Origin of the sequence: Paradesulfitobacterium ferrireducens, from assembly GCF_017310645.1 — a bacterium.
GTDB classification, from domain to species: domain Bacteria; phylum Bacillota; class Desulfitobacteriia; order Desulfitobacteriales; family Desulfitobacteriaceae; genus Paradesulfitobacterium; species Paradesulfitobacterium ferrireducens.
In genome coordinates, this window is the sequence record NZ_JAFLRH010000044.1 from 79,354 (window position 1) to 95,277 (window position 15,924).

Annotated in this window: 12 protein-coding genes and 2 pseudogenes; all 14 read left to right on the forward strand. The window is 50.5% G+C overall.

Annotated elements, in window-relative coordinates; translation table 11 throughout:
• Window positions 1–250 precede the first annotated feature (250 nt).
• The 14 genes and pseudogenes from mtbB (at window position 251) to J0X21_RS15360 (ending at window position 15,923) form a co-directional block, all read left to right on the forward strand.
• Window positions 251–1,639 (forward strand): annotated as a pseudogene (mtbB, locus tag J0X21_RS15285) ([dimethylamine--corrinoid protein] Co-methyltransferase).
• 28 nt (window positions 1,640–1,667) lie between these two features.
• Complete coding sequence (locus tag J0X21_RS15295) at window positions 1,668–2,312, forward strand: methyltransferase cognate corrinoid protein (protein ID WP_206813077.1); 645 nt, start codon at window positions 1,668–1,670, stop codon at window positions 2,310–2,312.
• A gap of 67 nt (window positions 2,313–2,379) precedes the next feature.
• Window positions 2,380–3,498, forward strand: coding sequence for a methylornithine synthase PylB (gene pylB, locus J0X21_RS15300; RefSeq protein ID WP_206813078.1), 1,119 nt, complete (start codon window positions 2,380–2,382; stop codon window positions 3,496–3,498).
• The gene (gene pylC / locus J0X21_RS15305) at window positions 3,495–4,658 is read left to right on the forward strand and encodes a 3-methylornithine--L-lysine ligase PylC (protein ID WP_206813079.1); all 1,164 of its coding nucleotides are present in this window, start codon (window positions 3,495–3,497) and stop codon (window positions 4,656–4,658) included. The genes pylB and pylC overlap by 4 nt, the downstream gene beginning before the upstream one ends.
• A 237-nt stretch (window positions 4,659–4,895) precedes the next feature.
• Window positions 4,896–6,329 (forward strand): annotated as a pseudogene (mttB, locus tag J0X21_RS15310) ([trimethylamine--corrinoid protein] Co-methyltransferase).
• Window positions 6,330–6,390: 61 nt separating this feature from the next.
• On the forward strand, window positions 6,391–6,747 hold the full coding sequence (gene pylSn / locus J0X21_RS15320) for a pyrrolysine--tRNA(Pyl) ligase small subunit (RefSeq protein WP_206813081.1): 357 nt from the start codon (window positions 6,391–6,393) through the stop codon (window positions 6,745–6,747).
• Window positions 6,748–6,764: 17 nt separating this feature from the next.
• Window positions 6,765–7,412 (forward strand): corrinoid protein, encoded by a 648-nt coding sequence (locus J0X21_RS15325; RefSeq protein ID WP_206813082.1) that lies wholly within the window; start codon window positions 6,765–6,767, stop codon window positions 7,410–7,412.
• A gap of 22 nt (window positions 7,413–7,434) precedes the next feature.
• On the forward strand, window positions 7,435–8,859 hold the full coding sequence (locus tag J0X21_RS15330) for a trimethylamine methyltransferase family protein (RefSeq protein WP_206813083.1): 1,425 nt from the start codon (window positions 7,435–7,437) through the stop codon (window positions 8,857–8,859).
• Between the two features lie 14 nt (window positions 8,860–8,873).
• Window positions 8,874–10,298: a trimethylamine methyltransferase family protein gene (locus J0X21_RS15335; RefSeq protein ID WP_206813084.1), complete on the forward strand. Its 1,425-nt coding sequence runs from the start codon at window positions 8,874–8,876 to the stop codon at window positions 10,296–10,298.
• Between the two features lie 97 nt (window positions 10,299–10,395).
• A complete protein-coding gene (locus tag J0X21_RS15340) occupies window positions 10,396–11,970 on the forward strand; it encodes a BCCT family transporter (protein ID WP_206813085.1) in 1,575 nt (524 codons plus the stop codon).
• Window positions 11,971–12,065: 95 nt separating this feature from the next.
• On the forward strand, window positions 12,066–12,257 hold the full coding sequence (locus J0X21_RS15345; protein ID WP_206813086.1) for a transposase: 192 nt from the start codon (window positions 12,066–12,068) through the stop codon (window positions 12,255–12,257).
• Complete coding sequence (locus J0X21_RS15350) at window positions 12,257–12,898, forward strand: cobalamin B12-binding domain-containing protein (RefSeq protein WP_206813087.1); 642 nt, start codon at window positions 12,257–12,259, stop codon at window positions 12,896–12,898. Before J0X21_RS15345 ends, J0X21_RS15350 begins: the two co-directional genes overlap by 1 nt.
• Before the next feature lie 74 nt (window positions 12,899–12,972).
• Complete coding sequence (locus J0X21_RS15355; RefSeq protein ID WP_206813088.1) at window positions 12,973–13,776, forward strand: methyltetrahydrofolate cobalamin methyltransferase; 804 nt, start codon at window positions 12,973–12,975, stop codon at window positions 13,774–13,776.
• 188 nt (window positions 13,777–13,964) lie between these two features.
• Complete coding sequence (locus J0X21_RS15360; protein WP_206813089.1) at window positions 13,965–15,923, forward strand: hydantoinase/oxoprolinase family protein; 1,959 nt, start codon at window positions 13,965–13,967, stop codon at window positions 15,921–15,923.
• Window position 15,924 lies beyond the last annotated feature (1 nt).

A 15,924-nucleotide genomic window follows, 5' to 3' on the forward strand; every position in this document is an offset into this window, starting at 1 on the left:
ATAAAATTAAAGATGTTCAGTGATGATTTTTTTCATTAAAAATTAAATGCCATAAGTCGTTGTTTCCTCTCAAACCGCATAAACAGGCCTTTTCAAGGCCTGTTTTTTATGGCATGTTTTTTGCTATTAATCAAAATTGTCTTACTAAAAGGGGGGAGGTTTGTTAGGTAAATATTAAATGCTATTCTTAAACTCCTTTTATCAAAATTATTCTACTTTTCTTATGAATGAACAAGGGGGGAATTAAAGGATGAGTGATATTTTCACTCGCTATGGCGATGGATCTCCAACCAGAATGAGCAAAGAAGATATCCGGTTTGACTTGGAAGAGGGAACCCAAGATGCGGCAGACCGGGGTAAGATCCCTGCGCTGACCGAGGCCGAGCTTGACCGCTTGTTTGAAATCTGTACCATGCCTGAGAAGGCTGTGACCGTGGAACGCGGCGATGAAGTGATTGTAAGTTTTGACGCCGGAACCTTGAAGCTGCCGGTGCGGGCTGGGGTTCCGATGGACCGGTCGGCTGCGATATTAACGCACGAGCGGGCATTTTGTTCCGATACCATGGAACTAGGTCATGTAGATTACAGCTATAAACAGCTGAAAGCGATTATCCACGAAGAATGCCAGGCCATGGAGCATATTCAGCTTAATACCATTATCCCGGTTTTTTATGGAGCCATGCCGAACTTAGGCCTGTATACCAAGCCGGACGGACCGATTGAGAACTGGTCTGAGCTGTTGCCTTTGGCCAAGATCGATGAGGCCAAAGCAGCCCAGGAAGAAGCGATGGAACACGCTGTCAAAGATATTGTTTATGTCGCCAGCAGGATGTACGAGTCTGGGGCCGACGGTATTAACTTCGATACGGTCGGGGCTTCCGGGGATGCGGATGTGCTCGCTACCTTGAAAGCAGCGGAAATCTTAAAAGAAAAGTATCCGGATATCGCGATTGAGTTCGGAATGGCCGGGGAGTTTGTTCTCGGGATGCATGGGGAGCTGTATTATGACGGCACCCGCTTAGCCGGACTGTATCCGCATCAACAGGTGAAGATGGCGGAAAAAGCCGGAGCCGCGATTTTCGGCGCAGTCATTAATACCAACAGCAGCATGAGCTTTGCCTGGAATATCGCGCGGGCGGTAACCTTCGTCAAAGCTTGTACGGAAGCTGCCAGCATCCCGGTTCATGTCAATGTGGGTATGGGTGTGGGCGCAATTCCCGTGACCAACACCCCGCCGGTGGATGCTGTGTCCAGAGCGGACAAAGCCCTCGTTGAGATCGGAAAGGCTGACGGGTTGTAGATTGGCCATGGCGATCCTTTCGGTATGGCTATAACTCACGAAATGGCCGCTGGCATGGGCGGAATCCGTACTGCCGGAGATCTGGTAGCGCGGATGCAAATGACCAAAGGCATGAAAATCAAGGAAGCCAAAGAGTATGTAGCCGCTAAAGTAGGTGTTTCCACTTTTGACCTGTGTGACGAAGCCGTAATGAAAGAGGTCAGGGAACAGCTTGACATTGGGCATGTCCAAGCACGGGTTGGTGCTTCAATCGGAATGGAAGCCAAGTTCAATATTGCCAGAGTTTTAGATATGAAGATTAAAGCAGTCGAGAATTTCAAACGCAAAACAGGGATGTAAGAGGAGAAAAATGTAAGGAGGGCTGGTCTTGAGTTTAGAAGATATTATTGCCGAGGCGAGAGAAACGATATTGCAGTGCGACCAGGCCCGCGCGGTGGCTGTGGCTGAGCGCGCAGTGGCCCAAGGTTTTGATCCGGTGCAAGTTCTGAGTGAAGGTTTTAGCTATGGCATCCGCCAAATGGGGGACCTATTCGGACGGGGGGAAGTGTTCCTGCCTCAGCTGATTCTTTCATCCGAAGTTATGAAATCTGCCGTTGCCATCCTGGATGCGGCCATTCAAGGAGGAACCCCGCAAGCTAAAGCTAAAATGGTGATTGCAACGGTCGAGGGTGATGTCCATGATATCGGCAAAGGGATTGTGGTGTCTCTCTTGAAAACGCAAGGCATTGAAGTCTATGATCTGGGCCGGGATGTGCCCACGGTTAAAATTATTGAAAAAGCGCTTGAAGTGGAAGCCGACATCATCGGAACCAGCGCCCTGCTCACTACCACGCTGATGGGGCAGAAGAAATTGGAAGATGAGCTGCGTAAGAATGGCTTGCGTGACCGCTTCAAAACCATGGTCGGCGGAGCTCCGGCTACCCAGAGATGGGCCGACAGAATCGGGGCCGACGCTTACGCTGAGGATGCGGCTGAGGCCGTGACCAAGGCATTGGCTTTATTAGGAAAATAAAACGATTCTCCTTTAGGGTCTTATCACGAATTAAATTCTGTAAGGGAACTTCTGGAAGGTGGGCAACATGAACGACGGCACGCGCACTCAAAAGCTTGAGCAAGTTTTGGCGAAAGCGGCGGATGGGGAGAGATTATCCAAACCGGAGATTATCTTTCTCCTTGGTCTAAGTACTGAACGGGACTTGGCCGCCCTTTTCCGGACAGCCCGGGAACTGAGGGCCAGACATTTCAGCAATAAACTCTTTTTATATGGATTTGTTTACTTTTCCACCTGGTGCCGCAATGACTGCGCTTTTTGCTATTACCGCAAATCCAACGACCTGCCGCACCGTTACCGCAAAACGGATGAGGAAATCGTGGAGGCGGCGGTCAGTTTGGCTGAATCCGGAGTGCACCTGATTGACCTGACGCTGGGTGAAGATCCTTTTTACCGCCACCGTGGGAATGGGATTCAATCTCTGGCGGAGCTGGTTGGCAAGGTCAAATCCCAGACCGGCCTCCCGGTCATGATTTCTCCGGGAGTGCTATCAAAGCGGGGATTGGCACAGTTGGCAGAAGCCGGGGCGGATTGGTATGCCTGCTACCAGGAGACCCATAACAGACAGTTATTTAAGAGCTTACGCTTAAACCAGAGCTATGACCGCCGTTATCTCAGCAAGAAGCAGGCCGTGGAACAGCACCTGCTGATTGAAGAAGGAATCCTGGCCGGAGTAGGAGAGAGTTTGGCGGATATCGCCGATTCCCTGAACTCCATGCAGGAGCTTGGAGCCCACCAGGTGCGAGTCATGAGTTTTGTACCGCAAGCAGGGAGTTCTATGAGTGCCTGGCCAACTCCGGACCGGCTCAAAGAGTTGAAAATTATTGCTGTTATGCGCCTTTTATTCCCGAATCGATTGATTCCGGCATCCCTGGATGTCGACGGGGTCGAAGGGGCACAGGCCCGGATTAATGCAGGGGCCAATGTCATTACTTCTTTGATTCCGCCGCAGCTGGGACTGGCAGGGGTGGCTCAAAGCAGCAAAGGAATCGAAGAAGGTCACCGCACGGTCCGTGGAATTCTCCCGATTCTGGAAGGGATGAATCTTACGGCTGCCACGGCTGAAGAGTATAAGGCTTGGGTGGAAAAGGAAAGAGCGAGTGTAAGCCTCATGCATTCTACCGGGGAACTGGGGGGTGCCAGATGAGGGTAGCGGTGATCGGCGGGAAGCTGCAAGGGGTCGAGGCGGCCTACCTGGCTAAGCAAGCCGGCTGGGATGTCCTGGTGGTGGATAAGGATGCTGACGCTCCCGCCTCAGGAATGTGTGATGAATTTTGTAGGGCGGACATTCTGAGCAACGCGGATAAAATTGCGGATGTGATTCGAAATGCTGACCTGATCATCCCGGCCATTGAAGATGAAGCGGTCTTGGAGAAACTGAGGGATCTTGCGCATACTTGCCAAGTCCCTTTGGCCTTTGACCCTGAAGCCTATGCCCTTTCTTCATCTAAACAAAAATCCGATGCTCTCTTTCACGGCCATGGGATTCCGGCTCCGGCTTATTGGCCGGACTGCACTCTGCCGGTGATTGCCAAGCCTTCCTCAGCCAGCGGCAGCCAGGGTGTGCGCAAGTTTTATGATGAAAAGGATTTAAGCGAATTTCTGGGCCAGTTAAACGGAACGCGCCAGGACTGGGTGATTCAAGAGTATCTGGAAGGGCCCTCCTACTCGATTGAGGTCATTGGAGCCCAGGGACAAGTGGTCTCAGTGCAAATCACGGATCTGGGAATGGACAGAGGGTATGACTGCAAACGGGTATCCGCTCCGACCGAACTCAGCGAGGATTTAGAACAGGAGTTTCGGGAGCTGGCGGAGGAACTGGCCCGCCTCATTCATCTCAATGGGATTATGGATGTCGAAGTGATTAATCACCATGGGCAGCTTAAGGTCTTAGAGATTGATGCGCGCTTGCCCAGCCAGACTCCGACCGCAGTCTACAAATCAAGCGGAGTCAATATGCTGGAATATCTGTACCAGGTATTTGCTCAGGGCAGGGTGCCGCTGAAAGCAGATATCAGCCAGGCTCAGGCCGTGGTCTACGAGCATGTCCGGGTCGGAGATGAGGGGATCGAGACTCTGGGGGAACACATCATGGCCGGCGCCGGGCCGCTGAAACACGTGTATGGCTTTTTCGGCGCGGATGAGGCGATTACTAATTTCCGCCCGGACTGTACCTCGTTCGTAGCCACTCTGATTCTGACGGCACCCACGTTTGAGGAAGCTTGGGTCAAGCGCTGTGATGTGATTGAGAACATCCGTAATCATTTCAATTTATCGTTTTATCTGGATTCCACTCCCGAAGTTTAACACTGAACTAACACGCCCTAAGTCCCCCGCCTTAATAGGCGGCGGGTGCCAAAGGGCGGTTAAGTCCAGTATGGACTCGACTAACATTCAGTGGGGGTTGAATCCCCCTCTGAATGAAGTCTCGTTCAACGGGATTAAGTTAGAAAGAGCAAGCTTCCTAGACCAAGGTTCAGTAATTACTTGGAGGTGACTCGCTTGAAACGCAACTTGTTCGCAGGGAGAAGCCAGACGGAAGGCATGGGACTCAATCTGTTTACAGAAGATGAGCTCTATGCCATCCATTGTGCCACCCTGGAAGTACTGTATAAGACAGGGGTTAAAGTAGAAGACGACGAGGCGTTAGAGATTTTTTACGGCGGCGGAGCCGAGGTTGACCGCACGAATCACATTGTCAAGATTCCTCCGTATTTGGTGGAAGATGCGATTCGCTCTGCCCCCAGCACCCTTTTCCTGGCCGGGCGCAATCCCAAAAATGACATTGTCTTGGACGGCAGCCGGGTAGGGTTTACCAATTTCGGGGAAGGGATTCGGGTAATTGATCCGTATACCCGGGAATACCGCAAATCAACTAAACAGGACGTCGGGAATGCTGCTCTGGTATGTGACTACTTGAGTGAAGTGGATGTCTTTGAACGGGCCGTGGCCGCCCAGGATGAGCATGCCTTAGTAGGGCCGCTTCATGAAGCGGAAGCGTTTTTTAACAATACCTCAAAGCATTGCTTCAGCGGGGCCAATAACGGGAAAAATTTCCGCAAGATTGTAGACATGGCGGCAGCGGCCGCCGGGGGCAAGGATAAATTAAAAGAGCGCCCGATTTACAGCACGATTGTCTGCCCTACCAGCCCGCTGCAACTGGTGAGAGATTGCACGGAAGTCTTGATTGAAGCGGCTCGGGCGGGGATCGCAGTCAATGTTCTGTCTATGGCCATGGCCGGAGGCTCCGCGCCGGTAACCTTGGCCGGCACCCTGGTAACCCATAATGCTGAGGTGCTCAGCGGAATTGTCTTAAACCAGCTCACCAAAAAGGGCGCACCGGTCATTTACGGAAGCTCCACTACGATCATGGACCTGAAATACACCACGGCCCCGGTAGGTTCGCCGGAACTGGGCATGATTAATGCCGGTGTGGCGAAACTGGCCCAGTATTATCTTCTGCCGAGCTGGGTTGCCGGCGGCTAGGCTGACAGCAAAGTACCCGATGCGCAAGCAGCCCATGAAAAAACCATAACCGGATTATTAGCTGCCCTAGGCGGGGCCAATTTAATCTATGGTTTAGGGATGCTGGAGCTAGGGATTACCTTTGACTTCGCCCAGCTGGTGATGGATAACGAAACGGCGAAAATGATTAAAAAGGCTGTCTCAGGAATTCCGGTGAACGATGACACATTGGCTGTGGATGTCATCAAAGAGGTAGGTGCCGGTGGTGAATTCATAACCCATGATCATACGTACCGCAACTTTAAGAAGGAGCAGTCCCAATCCAAGCTGATTGACCGGAGAATGCGTGATGCATGGTTAGCTCTTGGCGGCAAGGATTATACGGAAAGAGCTTATGAGGAAGCGATCTCGATCTTGGAAAACCACAAACCTGAGCCGCTTTCAGATGATGCCAAAGCCAATATCCGGGCGATCGTGGAAGAAGCAGAAGCCGAATACGGTGTGAAAAAATAAATTTTCTGTGCAGGAGCCGGTTTGCGGCCGGCTCCTCGCGTGAAGACTTGGGGGGCAAGGTATGAGTAAAAGTGACAACGCCAGAAGATTTTATCGCAAACGGGTGGATTTCTTTCTCCTGATCCAGAAGATTAAGCTTTGGCCTTCCCGAACCGGCGTCCTGCACGGAATAAAATCGATTACGGAAAAAGGCGGATACTCGGAAATTACCACGCACTGCAATAAGGTAATTATAAGCCGCAACTCCAAGAATAGCCGGGCGGCCCGTTGGATCCGCAATAAATGGACAACCGGAAGCTGCCCGGCCTGTAAGATTCCGGAGTGGAAGCTGTCAAAATTCAATTCAACCTTTTTTGCCCAGCATTACGGCTCAGCGCTAACCAATAACACGGCGCTTACCGACAACGGCAGCAAATAATTTTTGGGGGTGTATGAATGAGTCGTGAAGAAATTTTAACCCGTTTAACGGAAGCAGTGATCGAGGGCGACGACAGTCTAGTCGTAGAATTAACCCAGAAAGCAGTGGATGCCGGGGTTGAGCCACTGGTTATTATCAATGATGCTTTGACCAAAGGAATCCGAATCGTGGGAGAATACTTTGGTTCCGGCCAGTATTTTCTGCCGGATCTTTTGCTGGGAGCGAAAGCCATGGACGCCGGGGTTAAGCTCTTAGAACCTCTGCTTGTCGGAACCAGCCGGGAATTTCATGGAAGGGTGCTGATGGGTACGGTTCAAGGCGACCTCCATGAAATCGGGAAAAATATCGTGGGCATGATGCTGAAAACATCCGGTTTTGAAGTGGTGGATCTGGGAGTGGATGTCCCTGCCGGCAAGTTCATCGAAAAGATTAAGGAACTGAAGCCAAACGTCATCGGAATTTCGGCCCTTTTAACTACTACCATCGGGCGCCAAAAGGAGATTATCGAAGTCCTCACCGAAGAAGGCCTGCGGGATCAGGTCAAGGTGATGATCGGCGGGGCCCCGATTAACCAGGCGTGGGCGGATAAAATCGGAGCCGACGGCTATGCGGAAGACGCCATTACTGCTGTTGAAATATGCAAAAAGCTGGTAGCTGCCAGCTAAGGCAGAATGGAGGAGACTTGCTGTGAAATTTGAACTTTTTTCTCAAGAAGAGCTTCTGCAGATTCACCAGGCCAGCGTGGAGATCCTGAAAAGGGTAGGGATTCATACCACTTCAGAGCGGTTTAAATCCCTGCTTTTGGATCACGGCTGTGAGGAGCACGGAGACCGGATCGTTTTCACGGAAGACGTGATTGAAAAAGCTCTGAAAACGGTGCCGCCCAGCTTTAAGCTCTATGGCAGAAACGATTCCCATGTCTTAGAAATCGGCTGGAAAAAAGCATACTGCCAAACCTGTGTCGGAACTCCCTCCATGATGGACCTGGACACCGGGGAAAAGCGGGATGCCACCGTTAAAGACCTTGAAGAATATACCCGCCTGGCGGATGCGCTTGATTATGTCAACATTATCTCCCCGATTTTCCCGCGGGATGTGCCCCAAGAAATTATCCTGACAATTGAGACCGCCACCTTGCTGCGCAATACTTCGAAGCCGCTCAGTATCTGTGTTGAGTCGGCGCGCGAGCTGCCGTATATCCTGGAGCTTCTGCGTTTGGTTGCCGGCGGGGAGGAAGCGCTCCGGGAAAAACCGATTGCGACCATTCCGGTATCCCCGCTCAGTCCTTTGGAATATGGATTTGATCCGGCTGAGGCCTTATTAGATGTGGTGGAAGCAGGGCTGCCTTTAGGGGTTGAACCTTGCCCGATGATGGGTTCGACCGGGCCTATGACCCTGATTGGCACGGTGGCCCAGCATAATGCGGAAATCCTGGCCGGGGTCATTGCCGCCCAGCTTCTAAAACCCGGGGCCCCGCTCACTATGTCTTCCCGGGCAACCTTTATGGATATGAGATCAGGAGTGGGCCTATGGGCGATGCCGGAAATGGGTTTGGCCGGCGCGGCGATGAATCAGCTGGGACGCTTCTATAATATCCCGGTGGCTCCCGGAGGTTATTGCGGAGCTTCTAAGACTGCAGACGCACAAAGCGGGTATGAACACCTGTACAATGCCCTGATGGAATCCCTGGTTGGGAGTGATATCATCGGTTCCGCCGGTTCTCTGGACAATGCACTGACTTCCTGCTATGCCATGCTGGTGATGGATAACGAGATTTCCTCAGTTGTCCAGCGGACAATTAAAGGGGTCGAGGTCAATGAAGAGAAACTGGCTGTGGATGTCGTTGCCGAAGTGATTGAAAGCCACGGCAATTTCTTAGCCCACAAGCACACGCGTAAGTACCTGCGCGCCGGGGAATTATGGGTTCCGCCGCTGGGTGACCGCCAGACCTTTGAAAAATGGGCGTTTACGGGTGAGAAAGTGGAGGAAAAAGCCCGGAGAACGGCTAAAGAATTGATTGCAACCCATCAAGTGCTGCCCTTAAGCCCGGAAGTTGAGGCTGAATTTGATAAAGTGATTGCCAGGGCTCGCCAAATCGAAATGGGAGAGTGAAAGGGGAGGACGAGTTGAGATTTGAATTTCTTTCGGAAGCTGAAGTTAAGCAAGTACATCAGGCAACCTTAGCTATTCTTAATCAAATCGGAATCCATACCACTTCCCCTAGATTGAAAAAACTTCTTGTGAATAATGGTTGCAAGGAACAGGGGGACCGGATTGTTTTTCCTCCTGAGGTGGTCGAGAAGGCTTTAAGCACAGCCCCGAAAACCTTCAAGGTTTACGGCCGGGATGACTCGCATATGCTGGAGTTCGGGAAAAACAAAGCCTATGCCCAAACCTGTGTCGGCACTCCGTCTATCATGGATCTGGACTCCGGAGAGAAGCGGGATGTCACCCTGAAAGATCTGGAGGATTATGTGAAATTGGCGGATGCGCTCGAGTATATCCACGTCATTTCTCCAATCTTTCCGCGGGATGTGCCTCAGGAAATCATCGTCTCGGCGGAAACAGTGGCCATGCTTCGCAACACCACCAAGCCTTTGCGCATCTGTGCCGAGTCTTCCCATGAAATGAAGTATATCGTGGACATTCTGGCCGCAGTCGCCGGCGGCAAAGAAGCGCTTAGGCAGAAACCTTTGGCCTATATCGAGGTATCCCCGTTAAGTCCGCTGGAGTATGGCTTTGACCCGGCTGAAGCTTTGATAGACATCGTGGAAGCAGGGCTGCCCTTGGGGGTTATTCCCTGCCCGATGATGGGCTCGACTGGCCCCATGACCTTGATCGGATGCGTGGCTCAGCATAATGCCGAGATTCTGGCCGGAGTGGTGGCAAGCCAGCTCTTAAAGCCGGGCAGCCCGGTGATTATGTCCCCGCGGGTAACTTTCATGGATATGCGCTCCGGGGTAGGCCTATGGGCCATGCCGGAGATGGGGACGGCCGCCGCTGCCTCGATTGAAATGGCGCGCTATTATGGCATCCCGTCCACGGCCACTGGGTATTCCGGGGCGGCCAAATCGGCGGATGCTCAAAGCGGGTATGAACACCTGTATAATGCCCTGATGCCGGCTCTGATCGGAACGGATGTCCTGGCCGCTGCCGGCTCGCTCGACAATGTGCTTACCTCTTGTTTTGCAATGCTGGTCATGGACAATGAATTGTCTTCGGTCGTCCAACGGACGATTCAAGGGGTGGAAGTCACGACCGAGAGGCTGGCAGTAGATGTCATTGCCGAAGTGATTGAAAGCCATGGGAATTTCCTGGCTCACAAGCATACCCGCAAATACCTGAGAGCCGGAGAACTGTGGGATCCTCCGCTTGGAGACAGGCAGACCTTTGAAAAATGGGCGCTCAAGGGAGAAAAAATCGAGAAGAAGGCCAGGGAAAAGGCTAAGGAACTGCTTTCAAACCATCAAGTGGAGCCGCTCAGTGCCGGGGTCGACGCCGAACTTGAATTAATCCTGAAGCGGGCCCGGGAGGAGGCTGAGATTTTTTGAGGTGATCCGCAGCAATTAGAAGACGGCAGATAGACACGGAACAAACGCTAAATTTTAGGAATGGTATTAATAGCTCGAACTAAAAGGAGGCGCTTACATGGCAAGAAAACCAGAACTGGACCACAAGGTATTTTGGCCCGCTTTCATCGTAATCTTCGGACTCTCCATCGCTCTAATCCTAAACCGTGAAGCTGGAACCAAAATGGTAAACGCTGCTTTAACCTGGACCACTTTCAAACTGGATTGGCTGTTTCAAATTGGCACTTTCATGGTTTTTGTATTCCTGCTTTGGGTAGCATTAGGCCGTTATGGAAACGTCAAACTGGGTGGGCCCGACGATAAACCGGAGTTTTCAACGGTTAGCTGGATCGCGATTCTCTTTTGTGCGGGGATTGGATCAAGCTTGATCTATTGGTCTATAGCTGAGCCGCTTTATTACTTGCAAGGCCCGCCTTTCGGCATCGCAAAGAATACGGTTCAGGCTGCCGAATGGGCCGTCACTTACGGTATGTTCCACTGGGGATTCAGTGCTTGGGCTATGTATACCTTGCCAACTTTACCGATTGCCTATATTTATTATGTGCGCAAGGACACGCAACTGAGAGCGAGTACGGCTTGCCGCCCTATTCTGGGCAATATGGTGGATGGCTGGGTAGGTAAGGTCATCGATATTACCGTGATGTTTGGGATTGTCGGTGGTTTTGGAACGTCTCTTGGACTGGGGGTTCCTTTGCTGGCGGAGGCAGCTTCTAAACTATTAGGAATTCCACAGTCTATATGGCTGAATTTGGCAATTCTCGCAATTTGGACCTTGATATTCGGATTTAGCGTGTACACCGGGCTTTATAAAGGAATTAAAATACTCAGTGACATTAACGTCTATCTGGCTTTGGGTATGATTGTGCTGGTGATGATTGTAGGGCCGACCTTCTTTATACTCTCCGTTTTCTCAGACAGTGTCGGAGTGCTGCTCCAAAATTTCCTGCGCATGAGCTTCTATACCGATCCTATAGGCAAGAGCGGATTCCCGCAAGGCTGGACCGTATTCTATTGGGCCTGGTGGGTCGCTTTAGCTCCCTATATGGGTCTGTTTGTAGCCAGGATCTCCAGGGGCCGGACTTTGAAGCAGTTAATTATTGCGGAAATCCTGTGGGGCACTTTGGGCGACTGGGCTTTCTTCGGCGTTTTCGGCGGCTATACCTTGCACTTGGAGTTCAACAAGATTCTGCCGGTTGGACAAATTCTTTCGGAACAAGGCGGTCCGGCCGCCATTGTCGCGGTGATTACCAGTTTGCCGATGTGGCAGGTCGTTTTGGTTCTTTTCTTGCTGCTTGAATTTGTCTTCTTGGCAACTTGCCTGGATTCTTCGGCTTATACCTGCGCCTCGATGGCTACAAAGCATCTAGCCGACGGCGAACAACCGGCCCGCTGGAACCGGATTGTGTGGGCATTGGCCTTGGCTGCGGTTGGAATTGCCGTTCTTTCCCTCGGCGGAATGAATGCCATTCAGACATCATCTGTCGTTGCCGCAGTTCCCTTGGTTTTTGTTCTCATCATCCTCACCCTCTCATTCCTAAAAATGATTCGCGAGGATTATGGTGCAGCTTGTGCTCCCAAGGAAATCACACTGGATGATGCCAATACTCAAAAAAATTCAGTTTCGGCTAAGTAGAAAATGATATAGTTTTTATCTGGCTTAGAAAAGTTTCCATAGAATTTAAACTAAAAATGCATGGGAATAAAGGCAAAGAAGAGGTGAGTCATACTATGCACCTGAGAAAACATTCTACCGCTTCGCTTAGAATTCAAGTCATCAAAGAACTGGAAAAAGGGGAAAAACCTTTAGTTCAAATCGCTTTTGAGTACGGAGTCCGGCCGAACCAGCTGCTCAAGTGGAAGCGTATGACACTCGAGAATTTGCCCGGATTATCCCTGGATTACACAAGGGAGGGAATCTAATGAGCAGCTTCAATGATTTAGCCGAATCCGTCATAACTGGAAATTTCGGTAAAGTGAAAGAAATAACCCAAGAGATGATCGATAAAGGAATCGGTCCGCTGGAAATCATCAATGACGGACTGATTGCTGGCATGAATGTCGTTGGCGTACGCTTTAAGGCTGAGGATATGTTTGTGCCGGAAGTGATGATGTCCGCCAAGGCAATGGCGGGAGGCATGGAACTCGTCAAACCATTAATTGCGGACACAGATATGCCTTCGGTTGGAACCGTTGTTTTAGGGACCGTAAAGGGTGACCTGCATGACATCGGCAAAAGCCTGGTGGCAATGATCCTGGAAAGCGGCGGCTTCAAGGTGGTCAATCTTGGGACAGATATCGCTCCGGAGGGCTTTGTCAAAGCCATTCGTGAGCATAAGCCCCAAATTGTGGGCATGTCCGCGCTCCTGACCACCACCATGCTGAACATGAAAGCTACCATCGAACTCTTAAAAGAAGAAGGTCTTAGAGATCAAGTAAAGGTCATTGTCGGAGGAGCTCCTGTATCTCAAAGTTTTGCCGATGAGATTGGTGCCGATGGATACGGCTCCGATGCCATGGTTGCCAAAGACCTGTGCTTTAAGTTAGTCGGAAAAGCCAGCTAAGCCCTAGCACATGAGAATTAAAAATAGGCAAAGGAGCTTGCCGAGCAGTAGTAAATATGTCAGGAGGAGTCAGCATGTTAATCATCGGAGAACTGATTAATACCAGCAGAAAAGCAATCAATGAAGCTGTAGAAAACAGAGATGCGGAGTATATTAAAAAAATCGCCCAAGAGCAGGTGGAAGCAGGGGCCAATTATGTGGACGTAAACTGCGGAACCATGGTATTTGACGAGGTCGAGACCATGGAGTGGCTGGTGAACACGGTACAGGAAGTGGTTGAGGTTCCCCTTTGCATTGACAGTCCTAATCCCAAAGCGATTGAGGCCGGGCTGGCCTTAGCCAAATACGGCCAACCATTAATCAATTCCATCACCGGGGAAAGCGAACGCTACAATGAAATTCTTCCCTTAGTCTTAAAGTATAAAACTAAAGTTGTCGCTCTGTGCATGGATGACTCCGGCATGCCTGAAACTGCGGAAGACAGGATGCAAGTGGCGCGTAATCTGCATCAAAAACTGACGGCGGCAGGAGTGGCGGAAGATGACATTTATTTCGATCCGCTGGTCAAGCCGGTCAGTACCAGTGATAAAGCTGGCCTGGAAGTTCTAGATACTGTAAGACTGATCACGCAGGAATTTCCCAATGTGCATAAAGTCTGCGGCCTCAGCAATGTTTCGTTTGGGCTGCCCAACCGTAAGATCCTAAACCAGCTATTTATGGTTCAAACCATGAGCATGGGTATGGACAGCTACATCCTGAACCCTCTCGATGCGACCATGATGGGATATGTTCAGGCGTCGGCCACGCTTTTAGGAAAAGATCCATATTGCATGAATTATCTCAATGCTCACAGAAAAGGGCTGTACGATAATAAGTAAAGGATAAACTTTGTAACTATTTATAGAAAAATCGTAAATCTTGCGGTAAAATGGCCTTGAGTCCAGTACTCAAGGCCAACCCTTTCAGTGCATTTGAGTAATAAGCACTTTAGAAAACAGAGAGATAAATCAGAAATAAATTTTTTAGAATTAAAGGGGTTAGCGTTTTCCGAGGAGAGTTGAAATGGATGAATAAGCTTACCTTAGGAATTGACACCGGTGGAACGTATACTGATGGAGTCTTACTGGATCCGGCCAGCGGAGAAATTAAAGGAAAAGCCAAAGCCTTTACCACGCGGGAGGATCTATCCATTGGCATTCGGGAATGCATCGACAATTTAGGATCAGATGAATTGAGTAAAGTTGGTTTAGTGGCGCTTTCCACCACCCTGGCGACTAATGCCGTAGTGGAGGGGAAGGGCTGCCGCGTTGGACTGGTGCTCATAGGGCATGAGGCGATTGGGAATGTCCCTGCCCATATGACCGCCGTAGTCTCCGGAGGACACAATGTCCACGGACAAGAGCAGGCGGAGCTAGATCTTGCCGCTCTTTCTGAGGCTTTAACCAATATGAAAGGGAAAGTGGAAGCAATTGCCGTGTCGGGCTATCTGAGTATTCGAAACCCGGAACACGAGCTAATAGCCCGAAAGCTTGTTCAAGAACTGTTAGACCTTCCGGTGATCTGTGCTCACCAGCTGACGACTGAATTGGGTTTCCAGGAGCGTACAGTCACCGCTTGTTTGAACGCTCGTTTACTGACGGTTATTGCCGAGCTCTTAATGTCTGTGAGAACCGTTCTAAAAGAAAGAGGAATTCTTGCCCCGATGATGGTGGTGAAGGGTGACGGCTCTCTTATGAGCGAAGAAGTGGCACGGGAAAAGCCGATTGAAACGATTCTTTCAGGCCCGGCGGCCAGCATTGTGGGTGCTGCATTCTTAACAGAATCAGAACATGCTTTGGTTCTTGATATGGGTGGTACGACTACGGATTTAGCTGTTTTAGAAGATGGCAGGCCCAGGTTAAAAAAAGAAGGGGCGGTTGTCGGGGGCTGGAGGACTAGAGTTGAGGCGGCGGCAATCAGTACGTTTGGGCTGGGCGGGGACAGTTATATTCAAGTATCCGCTGACTCTAAATTGCAGATTGGCCCGAAACGGGTTTGGCCCGTTTCAGTCATGGCTGCCCGTTACCCGTATTTGACCCGGGAGTTGATGGAAGTAAATCCCCAGGGCGTCATTTTAAATGGGCAACCGGTTGATTCATGGTTTTTACTCAAACCGCCCATTGACTTAAACAGTTTATCTAAACAGGAACTCGAGATTATTCATGCGCTCCAGGACGGCCCCCATAATATTTTCACCCTGGCGGAACGGACGGGCATCCATGAGGGCTTTTTGCCCATGGGCGGGCTTGAAGACAGCCAAATTGCAGGACGGATTTCTTTTACTCCCACGGATACTTTGCACGCGCTCAAACGTTTTACAGCCTGGGATGTGGAAGCAGCCACGGCTTGCGCCCATATTCTGGCCAAGCGGATGAAGTTAGATACCGAAGAGTTTCTGCTTGCTATTTTACAAAGAGTTAAAGATACTTTAAGCATTGATATCTTACAAAGCCTGATCACTTATGAAGGCCGGGAAATTAATTTGGAAAAGAACGAAGGAGCCGGATTATTTCTCGAACGCTTCCTATCCGGTGCTGCCAAAGGCCGCTTTGGAGTTCAGGTAAATTTAGACTTGCCAATTGTAGCGATCGGAGCCCCGGTCAAGTCTTACTTGCCCCCGGTGGGCCAAGCTTTCCATACGGATTTATTAATTCCGACCCATGCAGAAGTTGCCAATGCGGTCGGGGCCGCGGTTGGAAAAGTTGTTGAAACCATTCATTTCGTTATTCGTCCGGGAGCCAAAACAGGCTTCATTATTCACGCCCCTTGGGGAATGGAAGGGTTTGTAGACTTAGAAGAGGCAGAAAATTATGCGCTGGAAAAGACCAGAGGCATCATTTTGGAAAACGTATACCGCTCAGGAGCCAGAGCACCGGAAATCGTAACCGATAAAGAAGAAGTTTATATTGAGACACCGTTAGGAAAGGTATTCATTGAAACCCGTTTCGCTTTAACCGCTATCGGCCGGCCTTATTGGGGGGAGTAGC

What these genes read in the sequence shown, in the direction of transcription:
- J0X21_RS15360 (WP_206813089.1), top strand. Translation starts at nt 13,965, where the DNA reads ATGAATAAGCTTACCTTAGGAATTGACACCGGTGGAACGTATACTGAT.
- J0X21_RS15345 (WP_206813086.1), top strand. Translation starts at nt 12,066, where the DNA reads ATGCACCTGAGAAAACATTCTACCGCTTCGCTTAGAATTCAAGTCATC.
- J0X21_RS15355 (WP_206813088.1), top strand. Translation starts at nt 12,973, where the DNA reads ATGTTAATCATCGGAGAACTGATTAATACCAGCAGAAAAGCAATCAAT.
- J0X21_RS15325 (WP_206813082.1), top strand. Translation starts at nt 6,765, where the DNA reads ATGAGTCGTGAAGAAATTTTAACCCGTTTAACGGAAGCAGTGATCGAG.
- pylC (WP_206813079.1), top strand. Translation starts at nt 3,495, where the DNA reads ATGAGGGTAGCGGTGATCGGCGGGAAGCTGCAAGGGGTCGAGGCGGCC.
- pylB (WP_206813078.1), top strand. Translation starts at nt 2,380, where the DNA reads ATGAACGACGGCACGCGCACTCAAAAGCTTGAGCAAGTTTTGGCGAAA.
- J0X21_RS15350 (WP_206813087.1), top strand. Translation starts at nt 12,257, where the DNA reads ATGAGCAGCTTCAATGATTTAGCCGAATCCGTCATAACTGGAAATTTC.
- J0X21_RS15340 (WP_206813085.1), top strand. Translation starts at nt 10,396, where the DNA reads ATGGCAAGAAAACCAGAACTGGACCACAAGGTATTTTGGCCCGCTTTC.
- pylSn (WP_206813081.1), top strand. Translation starts at nt 6,391, where the DNA reads ATGAGTAAAAGTGACAACGCCAGAAGATTTTATCGCAAACGGGTGGAT.